Origin of the sequence: Rothia sp. P6271 (assembly GCF_048512995.1) — a bacterium.
Lineage (GTDB): Bacteria > Actinomycetota > Actinomycetes > Actinomycetales > Micrococcaceae > Rothia.
In genome coordinates this window covers 447,398-464,836 of record NZ_JBLXXV010000001.1, presented here as the reverse complement: position 1 = coordinate 464,836, position 17,439 = coordinate 447,398, and the positions used below count along the sequence as shown (strand labels likewise).

14 protein-coding genes and 3 tRNA genes are annotated in these 17,439 nt (G+C 47.4%); 13 read left to right on the top strand and 4 right to left on the bottom strand.

Features of this window, described 5'->3' with window-relative positions; genetic code table 11:
* Nucleotides 1–42 precede the first annotated feature (42 nt).
* Complete coding sequence (locus ACN08X_RS02145; RefSeq protein ID WP_419101074.1) at nucleotides 43–708, bottom strand: VTT domain-containing protein; 666 nt, start codon at nucleotides 706–708, stop codon at nucleotides 43–45.
* 150 nt (nucleotides 709–858) lie between these two features.
* Between ACN08X_RS02145 and ACN08X_RS02140 the strand changes: the two genes are divergently transcribed.
* The 10 genes from ACN08X_RS02140 (at nucleotide 859) to ACN08X_RS02095 (ending at nucleotide 11,974) form a co-directional block, all read left to right on the top strand.
* The gene (locus tag ACN08X_RS02140) at nucleotides 859–3,054 is read left to right on the top strand and encodes a RecQ family ATP-dependent DNA helicase (RefSeq protein ID WP_419107756.1); all 2,196 of its coding nucleotides are present in this window, start codon (nucleotides 859–861) and stop codon (nucleotides 3,052–3,054) included.
* 26 nt (nucleotides 3,055–3,080) lie between these two features.
* Complete coding sequence (gene tadA / locus ACN08X_RS02135) at nucleotides 3,081–3,602, top strand: tRNA adenosine(34) deaminase TadA (protein ID WP_419105734.1); 522 nt, start codon at nucleotides 3,081–3,083, stop codon at nucleotides 3,600–3,602.
* A gap of 172 nt (nucleotides 3,603–3,774) precedes the next feature.
* Nucleotides 3,775–4,554, top strand: coding sequence for a multidrug ABC transporter ATPase (locus tag ACN08X_RS02130; RefSeq protein WP_419107755.1), 780 nt, complete (start codon nucleotides 3,775–3,777; stop codon nucleotides 4,552–4,554).
* The gene (locus ACN08X_RS02125; RefSeq protein WP_419107754.1) at nucleotides 4,555–7,323 is read left to right on the top strand and encodes a YhgE/Pip family protein; all 2,769 of its coding nucleotides are present in this window, start codon (nucleotides 4,555–4,557) and stop codon (nucleotides 7,321–7,323) included.
* 5 nt (nucleotides 7,324–7,328) lie between these two features.
* Nucleotides 7,329–7,982 carry a TetR/AcrR family transcriptional regulator gene (locus tag ACN08X_RS02120; RefSeq protein ID WP_419101069.1) on the top strand — a complete coding sequence of 218 codons (654 nt, stop codon included), beginning with the start codon at nucleotides 7,329–7,331 and terminating at the stop codon, nucleotides 7,980–7,982.
* A gap of 93 nt (nucleotides 7,983–8,075) precedes the next feature.
* Nucleotides 8,076–8,163: transfer RNA gene (locus ACN08X_RS02115), tRNA-Ser, on the top strand.
* 149 nt (nucleotides 8,164–8,312) lie between these two features.
* Nucleotides 8,313–8,951 carry a uracil phosphoribosyltransferase gene (upp, locus tag ACN08X_RS02110; RefSeq protein WP_419101068.1) on the top strand — a complete coding sequence of 213 codons (639 nt, stop codon included), beginning with the start codon at nucleotides 8,313–8,315 and terminating at the stop codon, nucleotides 8,949–8,951.
* Nucleotides 8,952–9,769: 818 nt separating this feature from the next.
* Nucleotides 9,770–10,546, top strand: coding sequence for a winged helix-turn-helix domain-containing protein (locus ACN08X_RS02105; RefSeq protein ID WP_419105731.1), 777 nt, complete (start codon nucleotides 9,770–9,772; stop codon nucleotides 10,544–10,546).
* Nucleotides 10,547–10,633: 87 nt separating this feature from the next.
* Entirely contained in the window at nucleotides 10,634–11,422 is a 789-nt protein-coding gene (locus ACN08X_RS02100) for an alpha/beta fold hydrolase (RefSeq protein ID WP_419107753.1), read from the top strand.
* 21 nt (nucleotides 11,423–11,443) lie between these two features.
* Nucleotides 11,444–11,974 (top strand): SixA phosphatase family protein, encoded by a 531-nt coding sequence (locus ACN08X_RS02095; protein WP_419107752.1) that lies wholly within the window; start codon nucleotides 11,444–11,446, stop codon nucleotides 11,972–11,974.
* Nucleotides 11,975–12,037: 63 nt separating this feature from the next.
* Here the strand turns inward: ACN08X_RS02095 and ACN08X_RS02090 are convergent.
* Together ACN08X_RS02090 and ACN08X_RS02085 are read right to left on the bottom strand one after the other, a co-directional pair.
* Nucleotides 12,038–12,129, bottom strand: a tRNA-Ser gene (locus ACN08X_RS02090).
* A gap of 168 nt (nucleotides 12,130–12,297) precedes the next feature.
* Nucleotides 12,298–12,388: transfer RNA gene (locus ACN08X_RS02085), tRNA-Ser, on the bottom strand.
* Between the two features lie 222 nt (nucleotides 12,389–12,610).
* On the opposite strand from ACN08X_RS02085, the gene ACN08X_RS02080 reads away from it, so the two are divergent.
* From ACN08X_RS02080 to ACN08X_RS02070, 3 genes are all read left to right on the top strand, one after another.
* Complete coding sequence (locus tag ACN08X_RS02080) at nucleotides 12,611–13,129, top strand: dehydrogenase (RefSeq protein ID WP_419105729.1); 519 nt, start codon at nucleotides 12,611–12,613, stop codon at nucleotides 13,127–13,129.
* Between the two features lie 49 nt (nucleotides 13,130–13,178).
* A complete protein-coding gene (locus tag ACN08X_RS02075) occupies nucleotides 13,179–14,429 on the top strand; it encodes a chloride channel protein (RefSeq protein ID WP_419107751.1) in 1,251 nt (416 codons plus the stop codon).
* Nucleotides 14,430–14,539: 110 nt separating this feature from the next.
* Nucleotides 14,540–15,679 carry an acyltransferase family protein gene (locus tag ACN08X_RS02070; protein WP_419105727.1) on the top strand — a complete coding sequence of 380 codons (1,140 nt, stop codon included), beginning with the start codon at nucleotides 14,540–14,542 and terminating at the stop codon, nucleotides 15,677–15,679.
* A 103-nt stretch (nucleotides 15,680–15,782) separates the two neighbouring features.
* Here ACN08X_RS02070 and ACN08X_RS02065 read toward each other — a convergent pair whose 3' ends face one another.
* Nucleotides 15,783–17,321, bottom strand: a complete 1,539-nt coding sequence (locus ACN08X_RS02065) for an MDR family MFS transporter (RefSeq protein WP_419107750.1) — start codon at nucleotides 17,319–17,321, stop codon at nucleotides 15,783–15,785.
* Nucleotides 17,322–17,439: the final 118 nt, after the last annotated feature.

Here is a 17,439-nt window from a genome sequence, read left to right as displayed (position 1 = left end):
CTCCAACACCGGAGATATCCACCTTTTACTGTATGACCACTGTTATTTGAAAGAGCGACGAGCCTTACGACGTTCCCGAAGATATTCCACACCGACAGGAAGAACAGAGGCAACCACAATCACAATAACGATAGCCTCAACATTGTCTCGGATAAAAGGAATACCGCCTAAAAGTACACCAGCAAAGACAAGAGTAAAGACCCACGTAATCGCACCGGTAATATTCCACTTCGCAAAATCACGATAACGATATTTCGCAATACCTGCAGCTAACGGAACAAAAGTACGCACAATAGGAACAAAACGTGCAAGAACCAGTGCTTTGCCACCATACTTTTCAAAAAAACTTTCTGCCGCATGAAGATTCTTAGTGTTCAACACCTTCGCATCGGCGCTAAAGAATCTACGACCAAAACGATGCCCCAAATAATAACCGATTTGGTCACCAGCAACAGCAGCAATACACAAGCACAAGAGCATAACCCAAAGGTTCAAGCCCAACTGAACGTGAATAAGACCGAGAGTAAAGAGGAGAGAATCACCCGGAAGGAACGGGAACAGCACACCAGATTCAATGAATACAATCAACGTGACCACAGCCAAAGCCCATGGGCCAGCTTGCTCAAGAATCTTCTCGATATCTATACCTAATAACGCGATAGGCATCTGCACCATGTCAAGAACACCTGCCAAAAGAAGATGGCTCATAAAAAACTTTCCTATTGATAACGGTCTAATGAAAGTAAACTCCTGCCGATTCTACTAGGTAAAAGCTCCGTATAGGCCGAGAACATAAGATTACCTACATCTCTTCTCAAAGGCTTTAGCATCCATAGAAGCTTCCGTAGACTACAAGATATGTCGAATTACTCGCAGACGCATCAGCCTGAGCTACATACAGAAGCAATAAAACTTCTCAGAAAACTCACAGGAAAAAATGACGTAGCCTTCCACCCCGGACAGTACGAAGCTATCGAAGCTCTTGTGCAACATCGTCGTAGAGCCCTCGTCATCGAACGTACTGGATGGGGAAAATCTGCAGTATATTTCATCGCCTCATTACTGATGAGATCATATGGGGCAGGTCCTGCTCTCATCATTTCTCCACTACTAGCTCTGATGCGTGACCAAGTACAAGCAGCCGCTCGTGCTGGAGTCAAAGCTGCCACCATCAATTCATCAAACGTCACTGACTGGGATGAAATACAACAACAACTACGTGATAACACTCTAGACGTGCTCCTCATCGGGCCAGAACGTCTCAACAATCCAGACTTCTGCGAACGCTGGTTACCAGAAATCGTCGAATCCCTTGGGCTGCTCGTTATTGACGAAGCACATTGCATCTCTGACTGGGGGCATGACTTTCGCCCAGATTACCGACGTATTCGGAATATCATTGCAGAGTTAAAGCCCACTACTCCTATACTGGCAACAACAGCCACTGCAAACCAACGAGTGATAGAAGACATTGCAGAACAGCTTAACTACTCTCACAAGACGCTAAAAAACTCTTCTCCACAAAGCTCCGATATCTTCATTCTGCGTGGTCCTCTCTCTCGTGACTCCCTCCGGCTAGGGGTTCTTCAGATGAAAGATCCGACAGAGCGCATCGCTTGGCTTGTTGAGCACCTTAAGACATTCACCGGCTCCGGAATTATCTACACTCTCACCGTGTCTGCTGCAGAAGATATTGCGCGGATTCTTAAAACTGCCGGATACGCTGTGCAACCATATAGCGGGAAGATGTCGGTTGAAGAACGTATCGAAGCAGAAGAATCACTGCGAGCTAATAAGGTTAAAGCTCTCGTTGCCACAAGTGCGTTAGGTATGGGCTTCGATAAGCCAGATATGGGTTTTGTGATTCACTGTGGCGCTCCATCGAGTCTCATTGCTTACTATCAGCAAGTCGGTCGTGCCGGACGCGGCACTCAACAAGCAGACGTCTTGTTGTTACCAGGATTAGAAGACCAAGATATTTGGGAATACTTTGCAACTGCTTCTATGCCCACTGAAGAAAATTGTTCTGCTGTTCTTTCTGCCTTAGAAGTAGCTCGGCAACAGAATCAACCCATGACTATTAGCGCGTTAGAAACTATGGTTGATATTCGTCGCAGCAACCTCGAACTTCTTTTAAAGGTACTTTCTGTAGAAGGCGCCGTATATCGAGTTTCTCAACGTTGGGTGGCAACTGGAACACCATGGAAATACGATCATGAGCGCTATGCAAAGGTGGCGCAAACGCGTCAGCATGAGCAAGAAGCAATGGTTTCGTACATTAACACTTCCTCATGTCGTATGGTCTACATGGCACAAGAGTTAGATGACGCTACTGCCAAGAAATGTGGGCGTTGTGATAATTGTTCAGGAACTTGGTATCCACAACAGGTTAGCTCCACTTCTCGTCATATTGCTGAACAAAGTTTTGGCGAAGTTGGTGTTCATATTGAGCCTCGTCGCATGTGGCCAAGTGGACTTAAAAAACTTCTTGAACAAAGTATCTTTGCTGAAGATGACGTAGATATACCGCAGGGCTCAAAAATTCCCGATGAAGAGCGCGCCTGTGAAGGTCGAGCACTGGCACGATTGAGCGATATTGGGTGGGGTAATGTCCTACGAGAGATATTTAAAGAAAATGCTGAAGATGGTGAAATATCTACTGAATTAGGTAGAGCTTGCGTGAAAGTGCTTGCTCAATGGGACTGGCAGAATCGTCCTCAGGTTGTGATTGGGATTCCATCTGAACGTCGTCCGCGTTTAGCGTCTTCTCTTGCTCGTGGTCTTGCTCAAACAGGGCGCCTTAAAGATTTAGGAGATGTGCAGCTGGTGCACCCAACCTCGCATGAGCAAGGCAATTCTGTTTTTCGTTGTTTAGGGGTGTGGAACTCTTATGTGGTTCCTGACTCGATGAAAGATTTTTTGCAGGCGCATCATCCGAGGGTGCTTCTTGTCTCTGATTGTGTGAACTCTAGATGGAGTATGACGGTTATTGCTCGTCAGCTGCGTCGGGCTGGAGCACATAGTGTTTATCCTTTTGCTTTAGCTGTTTCCTAGATAAAAATAGTATTTGAGTAGTTTATATGTGTAACACAGAATATATTCATGCGCGTGGCGTTAAACGGCAAGACCATCATAAATGGATGCAAGAGGCTTTAGTTTTAGCGGAGCACGCTTTAGAAAGCTCAGATGTGCCTATCGGTGCTCTGGTTGTTACTTCAGATGGAAGTGTTATTGGTCGTGGATACAACCAGCGTGAAAAAAACCAAGACCCTACCGCTCATGCTGAAATCATTGCTCTACGTGAAGCTGCCGAACAACGTGGACAGTGGCGTTTAGAGGACTGCACGTTAGTTGTGACGATTGAACCGTGCATTATGTGTGCTGGCGCAATTTTGTTGAGCAGAATATCAACTGTTGTTCTTGGCGCGTGGGAAGAAAAAACAGGGGCGGCAGGGAGCTTATATGACGTTCTGCGTGATAGAAGATACCCGCATTCTGTTGAGGTGTATTCTGGTGTTTTAGAAGAAGAATGCGCATCTCTTATGAAAACTTTTTTTGAAAAGAAACGCTCAGAAAGTCACGGTCCATCTGGTCACTTTTGAGGTTCTTCACGACTGGTGTTCATGAAAGTTACCCCTAGTGCTGAGTACTCGGTGTGATATTTCTGCCAGCAGTTGGTTGAAAATCTCACACCAAAACACCGAAACTGACCGACGAGTTCAAGTTATGATTTTCTCACAGAGAAGAATACGTGGCTCATAGGGGGAGAAGAATATGCTCATCGTCGATAACATCTGGGCCAAAGGGCGGCATAATGCGCTCTTTGGCCGTACAAGCTTCACCCTCAACCGCGGAGAAGTCATCCTCATCCAAGCAGATAGCCAGCTCGAAAGAACCGCGCTGTCGCTAACACTCACAGGGCGAATGAAACCTTCTGGCGGAACTATTCTTTGGACAGACCCTCAAAAGCCTTCCCGAGAAGAATCCAGTATGAAAAAGCTTCGTCGTCGTTCAGAACTGATCGACTCTCCGAACATCAACGAACCAGAAAACCATATGAGAGTTCGTGATTACGTATCAGAAATGCTGAGCTACACCATGGGGCCATTTACCAGACCACGCTCTGGGAAATGGCTTAAAGAACACGGATTGGAAGACCTCGATAACCTCTGGAATGAACAAGTAACCGGAGAACAAAATATTCGCCTTATGACCACTCTTGCCGCCAATTATCAGCACGCAGACTTACTCGTTTTTGATACCCCCTCACGGCACCTCAACCACACACGCATGTGGCTACCATACCTTCTACAACTAGCTGAAAATGAAGAGTGCCCCCGTGCCGTCGTCGCTGTTGTCCCTCATATTTCCTCCACCTGGGACGGAAAACAGGCCGTGGTAGGAAGCGCACACGATGAACTCCTCAACGAAGAAAACGTGAAAACACACGAAGAACAAGATTCACATCCAGAAACAAACTTCTCGAACGAAGAAAAAGAACACGAACTTCCCCAAGATAAACCTGATACAGCAAAGGAGAGTGAACAACAATAAATGAGCATCCTCAGAGTTACTCTCGCTGAACTCAAACGCCTCACCGCAGGAATGCTGCCAAAACTTGTTCTCATGGCGATGGCTTGTATTCCCTTGCTGTATGGCGGAATATATCTATACGCAAACTGGGACCCCTATGATTCTGTAGATGACGTTCCTGGTGCGTTAGTCATGCTCGACTCCGGTGGAACCACCCAAGACGGCGAAACCATAAACATCGGAGAAGACGTCGAAAAAACTCTCCTTGATAAAGCGAATTTTTCGTGGCATAAAGTATCAACTCGAGAACAAGCTGTTGAAGATGTCACTCGAGGAGTCTACGACTTTGCGCTAATTATTCCTCAAGATTTTTCTCAGAAACTGCAATCTGCTGGGTCTTTTGTACCCGACGAAAACGGCAAAACTCCTGATATTGACCCCCAAGCTGCGGGGATTGAAGTAGTTACTAACGATGCAAACAACTATATTCTGACAAATATCGTGGCAAAAGCTGGAACAGCTGTTCGTGACTCTGTGGCATCGGAAGTTGGCGATAAAACAGCGAATGCCTTACTCGCAAGTTTCACTACCATTCACTCAAACCTGCACGAAGCTAGCGATGGAGCCAACCAACTAGACCAAGGAACTATCACTCTCAGCGATGCTGTTGGGCAACTCAAAGATGGAACTAGCACGCTCAACAACGGAACAATACAACTGAGCGACGGAACAATACAGCTCAAAGACGGTTCTACTAAGCTTCTTACTGGACAAGAAAAACTAGCGGACGGATCTGCCAAACTTGCTCAGGGCGCACATCGACTCTCAGACGGTACGCAAGACGCTCAGAACGGGGCTTCTCGTCTAGCCGATGGCGCAAACACGCTTAACACTCACCTCGAATCAGCGGCTGAAGGTGCACAAAAACTTGCAACAGGTGCCTTAAAACTCGATGGTGGAGCCCAACAACTGGCTCAGGGCACTCAAACGCTCTCAGATGGTGCTCAACAGCTAGACCAAGGCACTATACGACTCAACGATGGTGCACAAAAATTAGCAAACGGTACTGAAGCGCTCTCTACGGGGGCGCAAAAACTTGCAGACGGTATAACAGCTATCGACGAAGGTGCCGCCCGTTTAGCTGAGGGAAACACAACCTTAGACAAAACTCTGGCAGATTCCCCACTACCTGAACTAGCTTCGGGGCTTAACGCCATGTGTCAGGCTCCTACCTCAGAAGAGCAAGTAGCTCACTATGCTCACCAGCTGACAGATGACGTGACAGCACAACTTCACCAGAACATTGAACGGCGTTTGCAAGCTCTTGTTCAAGAGGGAACTCTGACTCCAGAACAAGCACAGCAGATGCTTGAACTTTTAGGGTCAGAAGAAAATAAGGCGGTTTTGACAGACCTTAACACTGCCGTCTTACAAGGTATATCTGCTCAAATGACAGAATTTTCTTCTCTATGTGAGAATGGAACGTCAACGGTTGGCGAACATATCAACAGATTACTTTCTTCTACTCATGAGTTGTCTCAAGGCGCTCAAAAGCTTGCAGGCGCTACAACACAAGCTAAGACTGGTGCTGTTTCACTAGCTGACGGTGCAAAAAAGAGTTTCCAAGGTGCTCAACAGGTAGCTGATGGTACTCAAAAAGTTTCTGAGAATATGCACCAATTATCTTTGGGCGCTCAGAAACTTCATCATGGTGCTCAAGACCTTGTCGCAGGTACTTCTCAATTGAGTCAAGGAACTGTGACACTCGCTGATGGTACACACCAGCTTTCTGACGGTTCACAAAAATTATCTGATGGTGCTGAGCAGCTTGCTCATGGAACGCATCGCCTATCTTCGGGGGCGGGGGAGCTTGCTCAGGGTGCTGAACAGCTTGCTGACGGTGAGCAACAAGCACTTTCTGGGCAGTATTCTCTCAACGATGGAATTGACCGTGTTCATTCTGGTGCTCAGAAACTTCACAACGGGGCCTCAAAACTGGATCAGGGTGCTGGAGAGATTCATTCGGGAACTCAAAAGCTTCAAGATGGTGCCGGAGAACTCTCTGAAGGACTAGAGGAGGGAACGAACAAAGTCCCTTCACTGAATGAGGAAGAGCAACGTCGTATTGCGAACGTGATGTCTCATCCTGTCAAGCTTAAGGAGACGTCGTTAGCTTCTGGAAGCACTTACGGTGAAGGCATGGGGCCGTTCTTTATTGTGTTGGCATTATGGATTGGCGCTTTGATGCTGGTTCAGACGCTACGACCGGAGAATACGCGAGCTTTGGCGTCTTCTGCTCCGACCTTACGTATTGCTATTGGTAGCTGGGGGCCTTTTGCTGTTCTTGGCGTATTACAAACCCTTTTGTTGTTCTTGGCGGTACATTTTGGTCTTGGTTTCAAGATGGAACATCCGTGGCTTTTGTTGCTGTTCTTAACGTTTGTTTCTTGCGTTTATACCGCTGTGATTTATGGTTTTGTAGCTTTGTTATCTGCTCCTGGTAAGCTTTTAGCGCTTGTGGTGCTTATTGTACAGTTGGTAACTGCTGGCGGTATGATGCCCTATGAAACGTTACCTATGTCTATTCGTTGGTTACATTCGTTCCTTCCGATGGGGTATGCTCTCAGCGGTACACGCCGTCTGGCCTATGGAATTGATTATGGTGCGATTACAGGTGATGTACTTGTTCTCGCCGCATGGGGTGTTTTCGGTTTATTCTTAGGGTTTATTGGAACCTATAAGAATCGCACATGGAATTTGAAGAAACTTAATCCGGAGATTGCAGTTTAATGTCGGTGTCTCATACTCAAGATGAATCTGTCTCAGATTTTCAGTATCCTACCCCTGCGGTTGCTGCGGTAACGCGCCGTCCGGGGCGTACTAACCGTACGCAATTCAAGCTTTTTCAGGCTGCCTTGGAGATTATGAGCCAGAAGGGCGCTGAGGCGACGACGGTGGAAGAAGTAGCGCTTAAAGCTGGAGTTTCTAAAGGAACTGTTTATTATAATTTTGGTTCTAAAAAGACGATGATTGAGCAGCTTCTTCAATATGGTGCGCAGCTTTTGAAGACTCGGGTGCAACAGGGGTCTCAAAAGTCTGATCCGCGTGAGGCGATGAGGGCTGGTATTAAGGAAGCTTTTGAATATTTGGCTGAGCATCCTGGTTTTGCGCGTTTGTGGATTACTGAGATTTGGCGCAGTAAAGAACCTTGGTCTGAGGCGATTGTGAAGACTCGTCAGGATTTGGTGAGCGAACTAGAAAATATGGTCAAAGCGATTGGGACTCGCTACCCTGTGGACCATGCTCAAGATCCAGAGGCCGTATCTATTTCTATTTTTGGGTCTATTTTTATGCTTGCAATGGACCGTGAAATTCATGCTGCTGAGCGTACCTCTGAGGACGCTACTCGTGCTGTGATGTTGACGGTTGATTCTTATATTGCGCACTAGGACGTGTATTTTGAGTTGAGGAACTGTGTGAGACGAATTTTTCTGCTCAAAAGTTGAGAATGTTTGGTATTAACAGGTAAACTTGCCACAGTTGGTGACGTGTCCGAGCGGCCGAAGGTGCAACACTCGAAATGTTGTGTACGGTAACCCCGTACCGAGGGTTCAAATCCCTCCGTCACCGCGATGATGAGCCTCTCTATACTGCAAGTCAGTGTGGAGAGGCTCTTTTTATGCTGACCTTGTGGTGCGGTGGTGATTATCTTTTTCACAGCCTGTGTTTTTCGTCGAGACAGCGGTACAGTTTTGGGCTGAAAATGGTAGCTTGAGAGTATGCGTTTAACCATCCTTGACCATCCGTTGGTCTCACATAAAATTTCTGTTCTTCGTGATAAGAACACACCGTCTCCAATTTTCCGTCAGCTTGTTGAAGAGATTGTGACACTTTTGGCATATGAGGCGACTCGTACTATTCGTACTGAAGAGCGTGAGATTGTCACTCCTGTTACGTCGACAACTGGTAAGGTTCTGACGAAGCCACGTCCGTTGGTTGTTCCTATCTTGCGTGCTGGCTTGGGAATGTTAGAGGGTATGACTCGTTTGATTCCTACTGCTGAGGTTGGTTTCTTAGGAATGGCTCGTAACGAGCAGACTCTAGATATCGTGACCTATGCTGAGCGTTTGCCTGAAGATCTGTCGGGGCGTCAGGTGTATGTTCTTGATCCGATGCTTGCAACGGGTGGAACGTTGATCGAATCTATTAAGTTCTTGCGTGCTCGTGGTGCGGAGCAGATTACTTGCTTGTGTATTATCGGCGCTCCTGAGGGTATTGCTGCTTTACGTGAGGGCATTGATGGGTTCGAGAACGTTGATTTGTTCTTGGCTGCTGAAGATGAGTGTCTCAACGATAAGGCGTATATTGTTCCTGGTCTTGGCGACGCTGGTGACCGTCTATATGGTCTTGCTCAGTAGCCAGATATTGGACCGTCTGGCGTTTCGTCATTAAAAAATTTTTGACCTTATTAAATGGGGGTATAAGAGTTCACGCTCTTATACCCCCATTTGCATACAAAATGTATAAACCGTGTTGTTTAATATTTTGCGTAGTGTTTGAGTGTAATTTTTTGTGAGATTATTTTGGGTTGCTGGGGTGGTGTTTAGAGGCTCTTTTCTACACTCTTGGGATAAATGTGGGAAAGTGTTGGCATGAAGGAGTGCTCCTCACTTTATGGATGAGTTTTGGTGTTGTTATGTTGGAGTCGCTCGGTGTTGGTGGTGGCTTAGTGTACCTATTTAGTACGTATGCTTTGTTGTGAATCTTGGAAGAATGCGATGGTGGTGGGAGCTTTTTGTGAGGTGTGTGGTCTTGTGTGGTTTAGGCTGGGTGAGTTTGGGACTGGTTATTGATCTTGGTGTTAGTAGGGACGAAAAAGGAGAAAAGTTGAGGTTAGTCTTGACAAATCGCTAGTGCTACACGGTGTTGTTGGTTGGTGTATATCAAACAAAAGTGTACGCCCCGAAAATACAGGTTGTTTGTGTATAAAAAATAATATTTGCGAATTTTTATGTATCAAAATATGAGAAAAAGCAAGCCTGTATAGACATCATTTCTTGAGATTTTTCCCTCAAACGTCCAAAAAACAGAGGAATGTTACTTGATTTATCGACGAAATCATACAACGATAAAACGGTAAAGCGATCAAGAGCCTCATACGTGAAAAAGCAGAAGATCCTGCACCAACCACCTAGATGCGCGCTCTTATCCCACCACAAGAAGACAGGTAAAAAGAATGTCCGGAGCACCTGGATACGTCCATATCTCCCAGCGGAACAGAGTATCAACTCAACGCACTGCGACCAACCTAACTCAGGGACGTCACATGCCCAAACACCCCGCAAGCCTGCGTCCTATGACAACACCTCACATTGACAACCCACCAGCAAAACTCAACCACCCCGAGAGCGAAGCACGCGGTTTTGTCATCTATGTCGGGCTCTCTGAAGAAACAGCAGCATCAAACGGAACCTCGCTCGTACGCATCGTACAAGAACTACGCGACTACACCCGAGGTATCGTGCCAGAAGCTGACTCCTACGCAGCCGTTGCGCTGGCACCATCCGGCGCAGAAGGCACAGACCTTGAAGTTGTACGCAACGCACTAGGCGACCCAACCGCCGTGCACCACCAGCCTGAGCCATTCTCCTCGACACAATACTCATCCCAAGAGCACAAACCCGCTCACTCCGTTGGTGTTCTTATTGACCTATCCCGTCGAGAAGTATTCCTAGATGGGGAAGTCCTCAACCTCACCTACAAAGAATTTGAACTCTTGAACTACCTCGTTGAAAACGGTGCACGCACCGTTGGGCGAGAAGAACTACTCGCAAGCCTCTGGCGAGATGCTGAAGAAACACCCAATGAACGAACTATCGACGTTCATATTCGCCGACTCCGTTCAAAATTGGGGCGTCTTGCTAACACGGTACGTACTGTACGAGGACAAGGCTACCGATTCTATGAGCACCCCGAAGTTGTTGTTTGGGCCGCTCCCGAATACTCTATCTAAACTAACGTATAGCATAAAAACCCCTGTAGGCGTCTAGAAAATAGGCGCCTATACGGGTTTAAAGAGAAACACGAAAAAACAAAAACTATGGCTGACACACCAACTCTTTCAATAACGTCTCTAGGAACAGGCTCAAAAACTATTGTCTTTCTGCATGGACTCATGGGACGTGGCAAAAATTTCACCGCAATTGCAAAGAACCTTGAACAAGACTTTACAATTCTGCTCATCGACCTTCCCAACCACGGAAACTCTCCATGGACAGAATCCTTCGACTATAACAACATGGCAGATAGCGTCGCACAAGCTATCTGCGCATACCACGGCGAACCCGCCCCCGTTGTTGATGTCGTTGGACATTCCATGGGAGGAAAGGTTGCAATGCTCTTAGCGTTAAGACATCCAGAACTCGTGCGAAAGCTCGTAGTCTTAGATATTGCACCCTCAGCTTCTAACGGAAACTTTACCCATCTGCTTGGCTCTCTTCTGAAACTTCCTATCGAGGAATTCTCGACGAGGGCCGAAGCCCATAGGATGCTAACACCAGCCGTGCCAGACTCTAGCGTGCGAGGATTCTTACTTCAAAACCTCATTCGTACAGAAGAAGGATTCTCTTGGCAACCCAACTTACAAATGCTCTTTGAAAACCTGCCGAAAATTATGGGATGGCAAAACCCCAACCTTTCCTTCAACCGACCGGTGCTATGGATTGCAGGAGGGCGCTCGCCATATATCACATCAAAAGATACCCCTGTTATGAGGAGCCTCTTCCCACGTGTGCAAAAAGTTGTGTTTAAAAATGCTGGACACTGGGTGCACGCAGACCAGCCGGAAGAGACCGTGTACGCCCTCAAAAAGTTTCTAGCTCAAAGCTAGAGACCGGCTAAGATGGTGCTTATGGCTGAAGAACTTTCACAAAGACCAGATGACACGCGAACGCTGATTATGATGCGTCACGCTGAAGCTGACTGGGGTATGGACGATTTCAACCGCCCCCTCACCTCTCGCGGGCACCTTCAAGCCCGAACCGCGGGCGAATGGCTGCACCATACAGGAACTCTTCCCGAAATGATCGTTTCTTCTGCTGCATTGCGCACTCGGCAGACAACAACATGGGTATGTGAAGCTCTCGGAGAAAAAGCCCCAACTGCCTCCCTCGACGAGAGGCTCTATAACGCTCCAGCTCGTATGCTGCGTCAGTGTATTGAGAATACCCCCGATTCTGTTCGCTCAATGATGTTAGTGGCTCACTTGCCGGGCGTACAAGATGCAGCAATGGATTTAATGAGTTCAACATCTGACTACGAATCACTCATGGATATCTCTTATGGTTTTCCGCCCTCTTCGATTGCGGTCTTTGAGGTGGAGACTTCTTGGTCTGAACTATTAGATCACGATGCGCGACTAGTTTCTTTTAGAACTTTCTAAGTTTTGAGGAGAACATAAAAATCCCTGGGTGCTTTCATATGAAAGCACCCAGGGATTTTTATGTGGCGGAGACGGGGGGATTTGAACCCCCGGTCGAGTTTAACCCCGACCCTTCATTAGCAGTGAAGTCCATTCGGCCGCTCTGGCACGTCTCCAACACCGTATCGTGTTTAGCCCGTCAACATCTGACTCAACCGCAATACAGCATTCACCATACTAGCTGTTTTGTGGGGTGTGGTCAAATAATTCTGTTGTCAGAGCCAGCCGTTCTTTAACCTAAAAGAAAAACCGTGTCTCCCACTCATGAGAAACACGGTTTTACGTGGCGGATGGTAAGGGATTTGAACCCTTGAGACGGGGTTACCGCCTACTGGTTTTCAAGACCAGCTCCTTCGGCCGCTCGGACAACCATCCGTAGAAGAATCTATCAGAGAATCAAAAGGAATACAAAATCTAACGGTGACATTGTGTCAGAAAACATAAAATATTAGATGAATCGTGAAGGTGCACGAGTCAAAAACGGCCCCTCTCTAGGTGATTTTTCAATCTTCTTAACGTAGTGTTGCGTTTGACATAGTGTCAGCAAATTAATTTAGGGTAACCTAAGAAAAAGGAAGTAGATGAAAGGGGGAGAACGTGAGCCTCAAAGACTTCTTACAAGGACGCCGTAACGACGCAGAACTCGGTCAAGGAATCTGGAGACGCGCACACGACCGCTTCAACCGTGGAATCGACAGATTCCACCAAATCCTCGAAAAACTACCAGACGACGGAACCCTTGAACTCGTCGTTCCAGAAGCAAACGCCCTAGCCGATCTACTACCACGCGTACGAACAATCGCAGCCCGCGCCCAACAACTAGCGCCCAGCAACAGCACCGACATCCCCGCATCACCCAGCGGCGTCTACTCAGAACTTCATCGGTGTCTATCTCGTGCCGGAAACTCCGTCGCACTATGCGCAGAGGCCCTTGCCATGGTACGTTGCGCCGGAAGCTGCGAATTCCAATGCAACCGACAAGAAATCGTCATGCGACGTGTCGAAACCGTACGAGAACACATTGAACGTGCAGAAGAACTCCTGCAACAAGCACACTACGAAACAACACAACGACACAACGAATACGCACAACAAAAAATTAGTGCATCCGCCTAAACACTGCCAGTACTCATCAAAGACCCCAAAACGTCTAAACTAAAACACGATGAGCAACACCCCACAACACCCCACCAGCCCACGGCGCAAATACATACTCCTCACCCTCGCCGCCCTCACCGTTGCTCTTAGCGCTGGAATCATCGGCGTGCTCCTGACCGAATTCCTCCACCTCATCGAAAACCTCATCAGCAAAACTCAACAGGTGTCCCACCTAACACCTATTATGATGGCAACCGCTGGCGCCATCAGCGGAATCTGCTGGTGGAAACTACGCCAAAAAAACCTACCTAGCACCCAAGACATCATCACCACACGCGCGCAACACTACCCCTTCACCAGAACAACCATTGACGCCTTCACACAAGTATTCCTCGTCGGCGCAGGAGCTTCCATCGGCAGAGAAGCCGCTCCTCGACAACTTGCAGCAACCATCGCTCACCGTCTCTATCACCCACAACACTTCACCCCAGAAGAACGCAACTTTCTTACCGCCGTCGCCTGCGGTGCAGCACTCGGGGCAGTCTACAACACCCCATACGCTGGAGCCGCTTACACCATCAGCATCGTTTCCTCCACCAAAAAATGGAGCAAACTCCTCGCCGCTCTAACGATCAGTTATCTTGCAGTCCTCATCCCTAGAGCCATCTACGGCGCCACACCCTACTACCAACTACCAACATACAAACTCGAATATTCCAGCTGGATATGGGTGATTGGAGCCATCCTTATCGGCGCAATACTTGGCACAACCTTTCGTATCATTAGTCAAAACATCATCCAAAAAATACGTAAAGAACACCCCCGCCACTGGTGGAAACTACCTGCACAACTATGCTCACTCATGCTTCTCACCGCAGTCATCGCCACCTACCAGCCAAATATTCTAGGAAACGGTGTCCTCATCATTGAACAAGGACTCCACCACAAAATTACCCTCAGCAGTTTCCTCATCCTCGCCATCACCAAACCGCTACTCACACTTCTGAGCCTACGAGCTGGTGCCGCCGGCGGAACCCTCACACCCGCGTTAGCTACTGGCGCAAGCATCGGTGCCTATATCGCGCTCGCATCCGGAACACCCGAACAACTACCGGTCTTCATGCTCCTTGGTGCGACATCATTATTATCTGCTAGCGAATCATCAGCACTTTTTGGGGCACTATTTACCATAGAACTCACCCACGCGCCGATGGAGTTATGGGCGCCGCTCCTCATGTGCTCTATCGGCGCTGAATACCTCGGAAAAATACTCAACCGGCACATACAACACAACACGTGGCTCAACCCGCCACATTAGTAGCCATTAATGTGGCTACAGAGTAGAGAAGAAAAACCTCTGAGCTATGGTTTCATGGATACGGTACGACAAATAACACCGCTGACATCAACCCAAATTCAAAGGAAACAATGAACCGCTACGCCCACATCGACGCTATGAGAGCTTTTGCCGTCCTACTCGTCGTATTTTCCCATGCAGGTCTTAGCTTTGTCCCTGGCGGTTCTGGCGTTACCATTTTCTTCGTCATCTCCGGCTTCATCATCACATTCTTACTTCTGAGAGAGCGAGAACAAACCGGAGGATTTGACGTCAGCGGATTCTACATGCGACGTCTCATCAAAATCTTCCCACCTATGCTCCTAGCGTTAATTATCCCCACGCTGATTTATATGAGCCTTGGCGGAAAAATCGATATCATCGACTTCCTCGGACAAATATTCTTCTTCTTCAACTGGCGTTACCTAGACTCACAGGTAGCAGTTCTACCCGGTTCTGTTGTGACCTGGAGCCTGTCTATTGAAGAACAGTTCTACCTTGTCTTTGCACTCATCTGGCTCTTCGCCGTGAAAAGCAAACACTATAAAAAAATTGTGGCAGGCATTGCCTCAACCGCTATCATCTATTCAATCTGCTCTCGCATATATTTAAGCCTTCACCACGCCACCGGAGACCGTATCTACTTTGGTACAGGAACTCGTGTTGAAGCTATTGCGCTAGGGACGCTAGTTGCACTATGGTTCTTTACCTACCGCAATACTCCAGCAGTTCAAGGTCGCCGTGTCGTTGGTACTCGGTTCCGAAATACGCGAAGAATCCGTGACGGTAGAACTGTTCCTCTCATGGGGCGTAACACAATCGTGATTCTTGCCGTGCTTCTATATCTTGTGTCTCTGCTCATTCGCGATGAGTTCTTCCGCCAAACAATTCGCTACACCATTCAAGCTATTGCCGCAGCCATGATGATTCTATGGGGGCAAGTTGCGATTCGTGAAAAACTTGGTGAGCAGCTGATGAATATTTTACGGTGGAAAGGCCTACAGCTCTTAGGACTAGCAAGCTACAGCATCTATATCTCTCACGATGTTCTTTACCATTTTCTTGAGCCACACCTTGAAATGCTTCCTCGCCCAGCCTTAGTGCTAACACTCGTAGCAAGCGGTCTAACTCTTGGCATCCTGATGTATAGGTGCATTGAAGTTCCCGCGTTACGGTATAAAGATCGGCATTTTGCGTCCGTACATACAAAAGCTCAGCAAAAAAGCGCATAAGAAAAAGCCCGTAAACTTTAGAAAATATAGCGGACTATCCATCGAGAAAAATGGGCAGAACCTTCCCTTGCGAAGATTCTGCCCGTTGAACATCTCTCAACCCCTATTTTTGTAGAGGTACCTGTCGGATGAAAAAGCTGAGAACAAAGCTCAACAATACCGCTGGTATAGAGAACAAGAAAATAGGAGGCATCGCCGTAGAAAATGCTTCAGCAATTAGCTGTTGAGCAGTCTCCGGCAAAGACGCCAAAACCTGTGGAGTAAGCGAACTGAGTTGTTGAGCGTTGAGAGACTGCGCTGTCATCTGAGCAGAATGTTGTTGTGTAAAAGCCGTGAGATTACCAATAAATAAAGACCCTGAAACAGCAATTCCTAGAGAAGCCCCTAATTGTCGGATAAATGTTGTTGTAGAAGTTCCTGCCCCAATATCACGTGGAGGAACACTATTTTGAACAACCAGTAGAGTATTCTGCAACGTAAAACCGATACCAACACAAATCACGACCATCAACACCGATAACCATAGGTACGATGTGTGCTGGTCGATAAGGCTAAACCCAAAAAGCCCCGGAATAATCAAAGCCGGCCCAGCAACAAGATACAACTTATAGTTTCCTGTAGCAGAAATTAGACGACCTGAAATGATTGTGGCGGCAACTTGAGCAAAAGTCATAGGAAGAATCATCAGACCAGCAACAGTTGCAGAAACACCCCACACCATTTGGAAAAATGTCGGAAGGTACGCGCCCACGCTCATCATCGCAGCAGAGACACCGACTCCCATGAAAACGCAAACCCACACATTAGGGTCTTTGAGAATACCTAAAGGAATCAACGGTTCTTTAACGCGTAACTCCACCGCAATAAAGAGCGCAACACTGACTACCGCTAAGGCGATGAGAGCCATGATTTGTGGAGAACCCCAAGGGTACACGGTTCCGCCCCAGCTCGACACCAGAATAAGCGATGATGAACCAATAACCATCAGAATAATACCGAGATAGTCGATACGTGGCGGCGTAGCGTGTTTTGGTGTACCAAGATGCAAAAACTTGAGGATAAAGAACAACGCAAGAGCACCTAATGGAAGATTCACGTAGAAGACCCAACGCCAGCTCAGTGCATCAGTTAGGAAACCACCTAATAAAGGACCGGCAACAGACGCAATACCAAAAGCTGCCCCAATAAGGCCCATATAGCGTCCACGGTCGCGTGGCGCTAACACATCGGCAAGAATAGCTGTTGCACCTGTAAAAATTCCACCTCCACCGATGCCTTGAACTGCTCGGAAAAGAATAAGCTGCCACATAGACCCTGCCACACCACAGAGCACTGAACCGACAAGAAAAACTACCGCCGAAAATAGAAAGAGAGTTTTTCGTCCGTAAAGGTCACCTAACTTACCGTAAATGGGTAAGGTAATGGTCGAAGAAATCATATATGCCGTGATAACCCACGAAATATGCTCTAATCCGTTTAAATCACCAACAATAGTGGGCAATGCGGTAGCAACAATGGTCTGATCTAGCGCAGCTAAAAGAACCGTTAACAACAGTCCAATAAGAATCATGCGTAGCTCACGAGAACCGGGAACAAGCCACGAAGAACTACCGTGTATATCAGGTGATGCAGGTGAAGGCACTAAAACTCCTAAATATTCAGAGGCCGAGGCTACGACCTATTCACTCTACTCCGAGGTTCTATAAAACACCTTATGATGTAAGGAATCTTAAATGTGATGTTTTAACTATTTTTAGAGG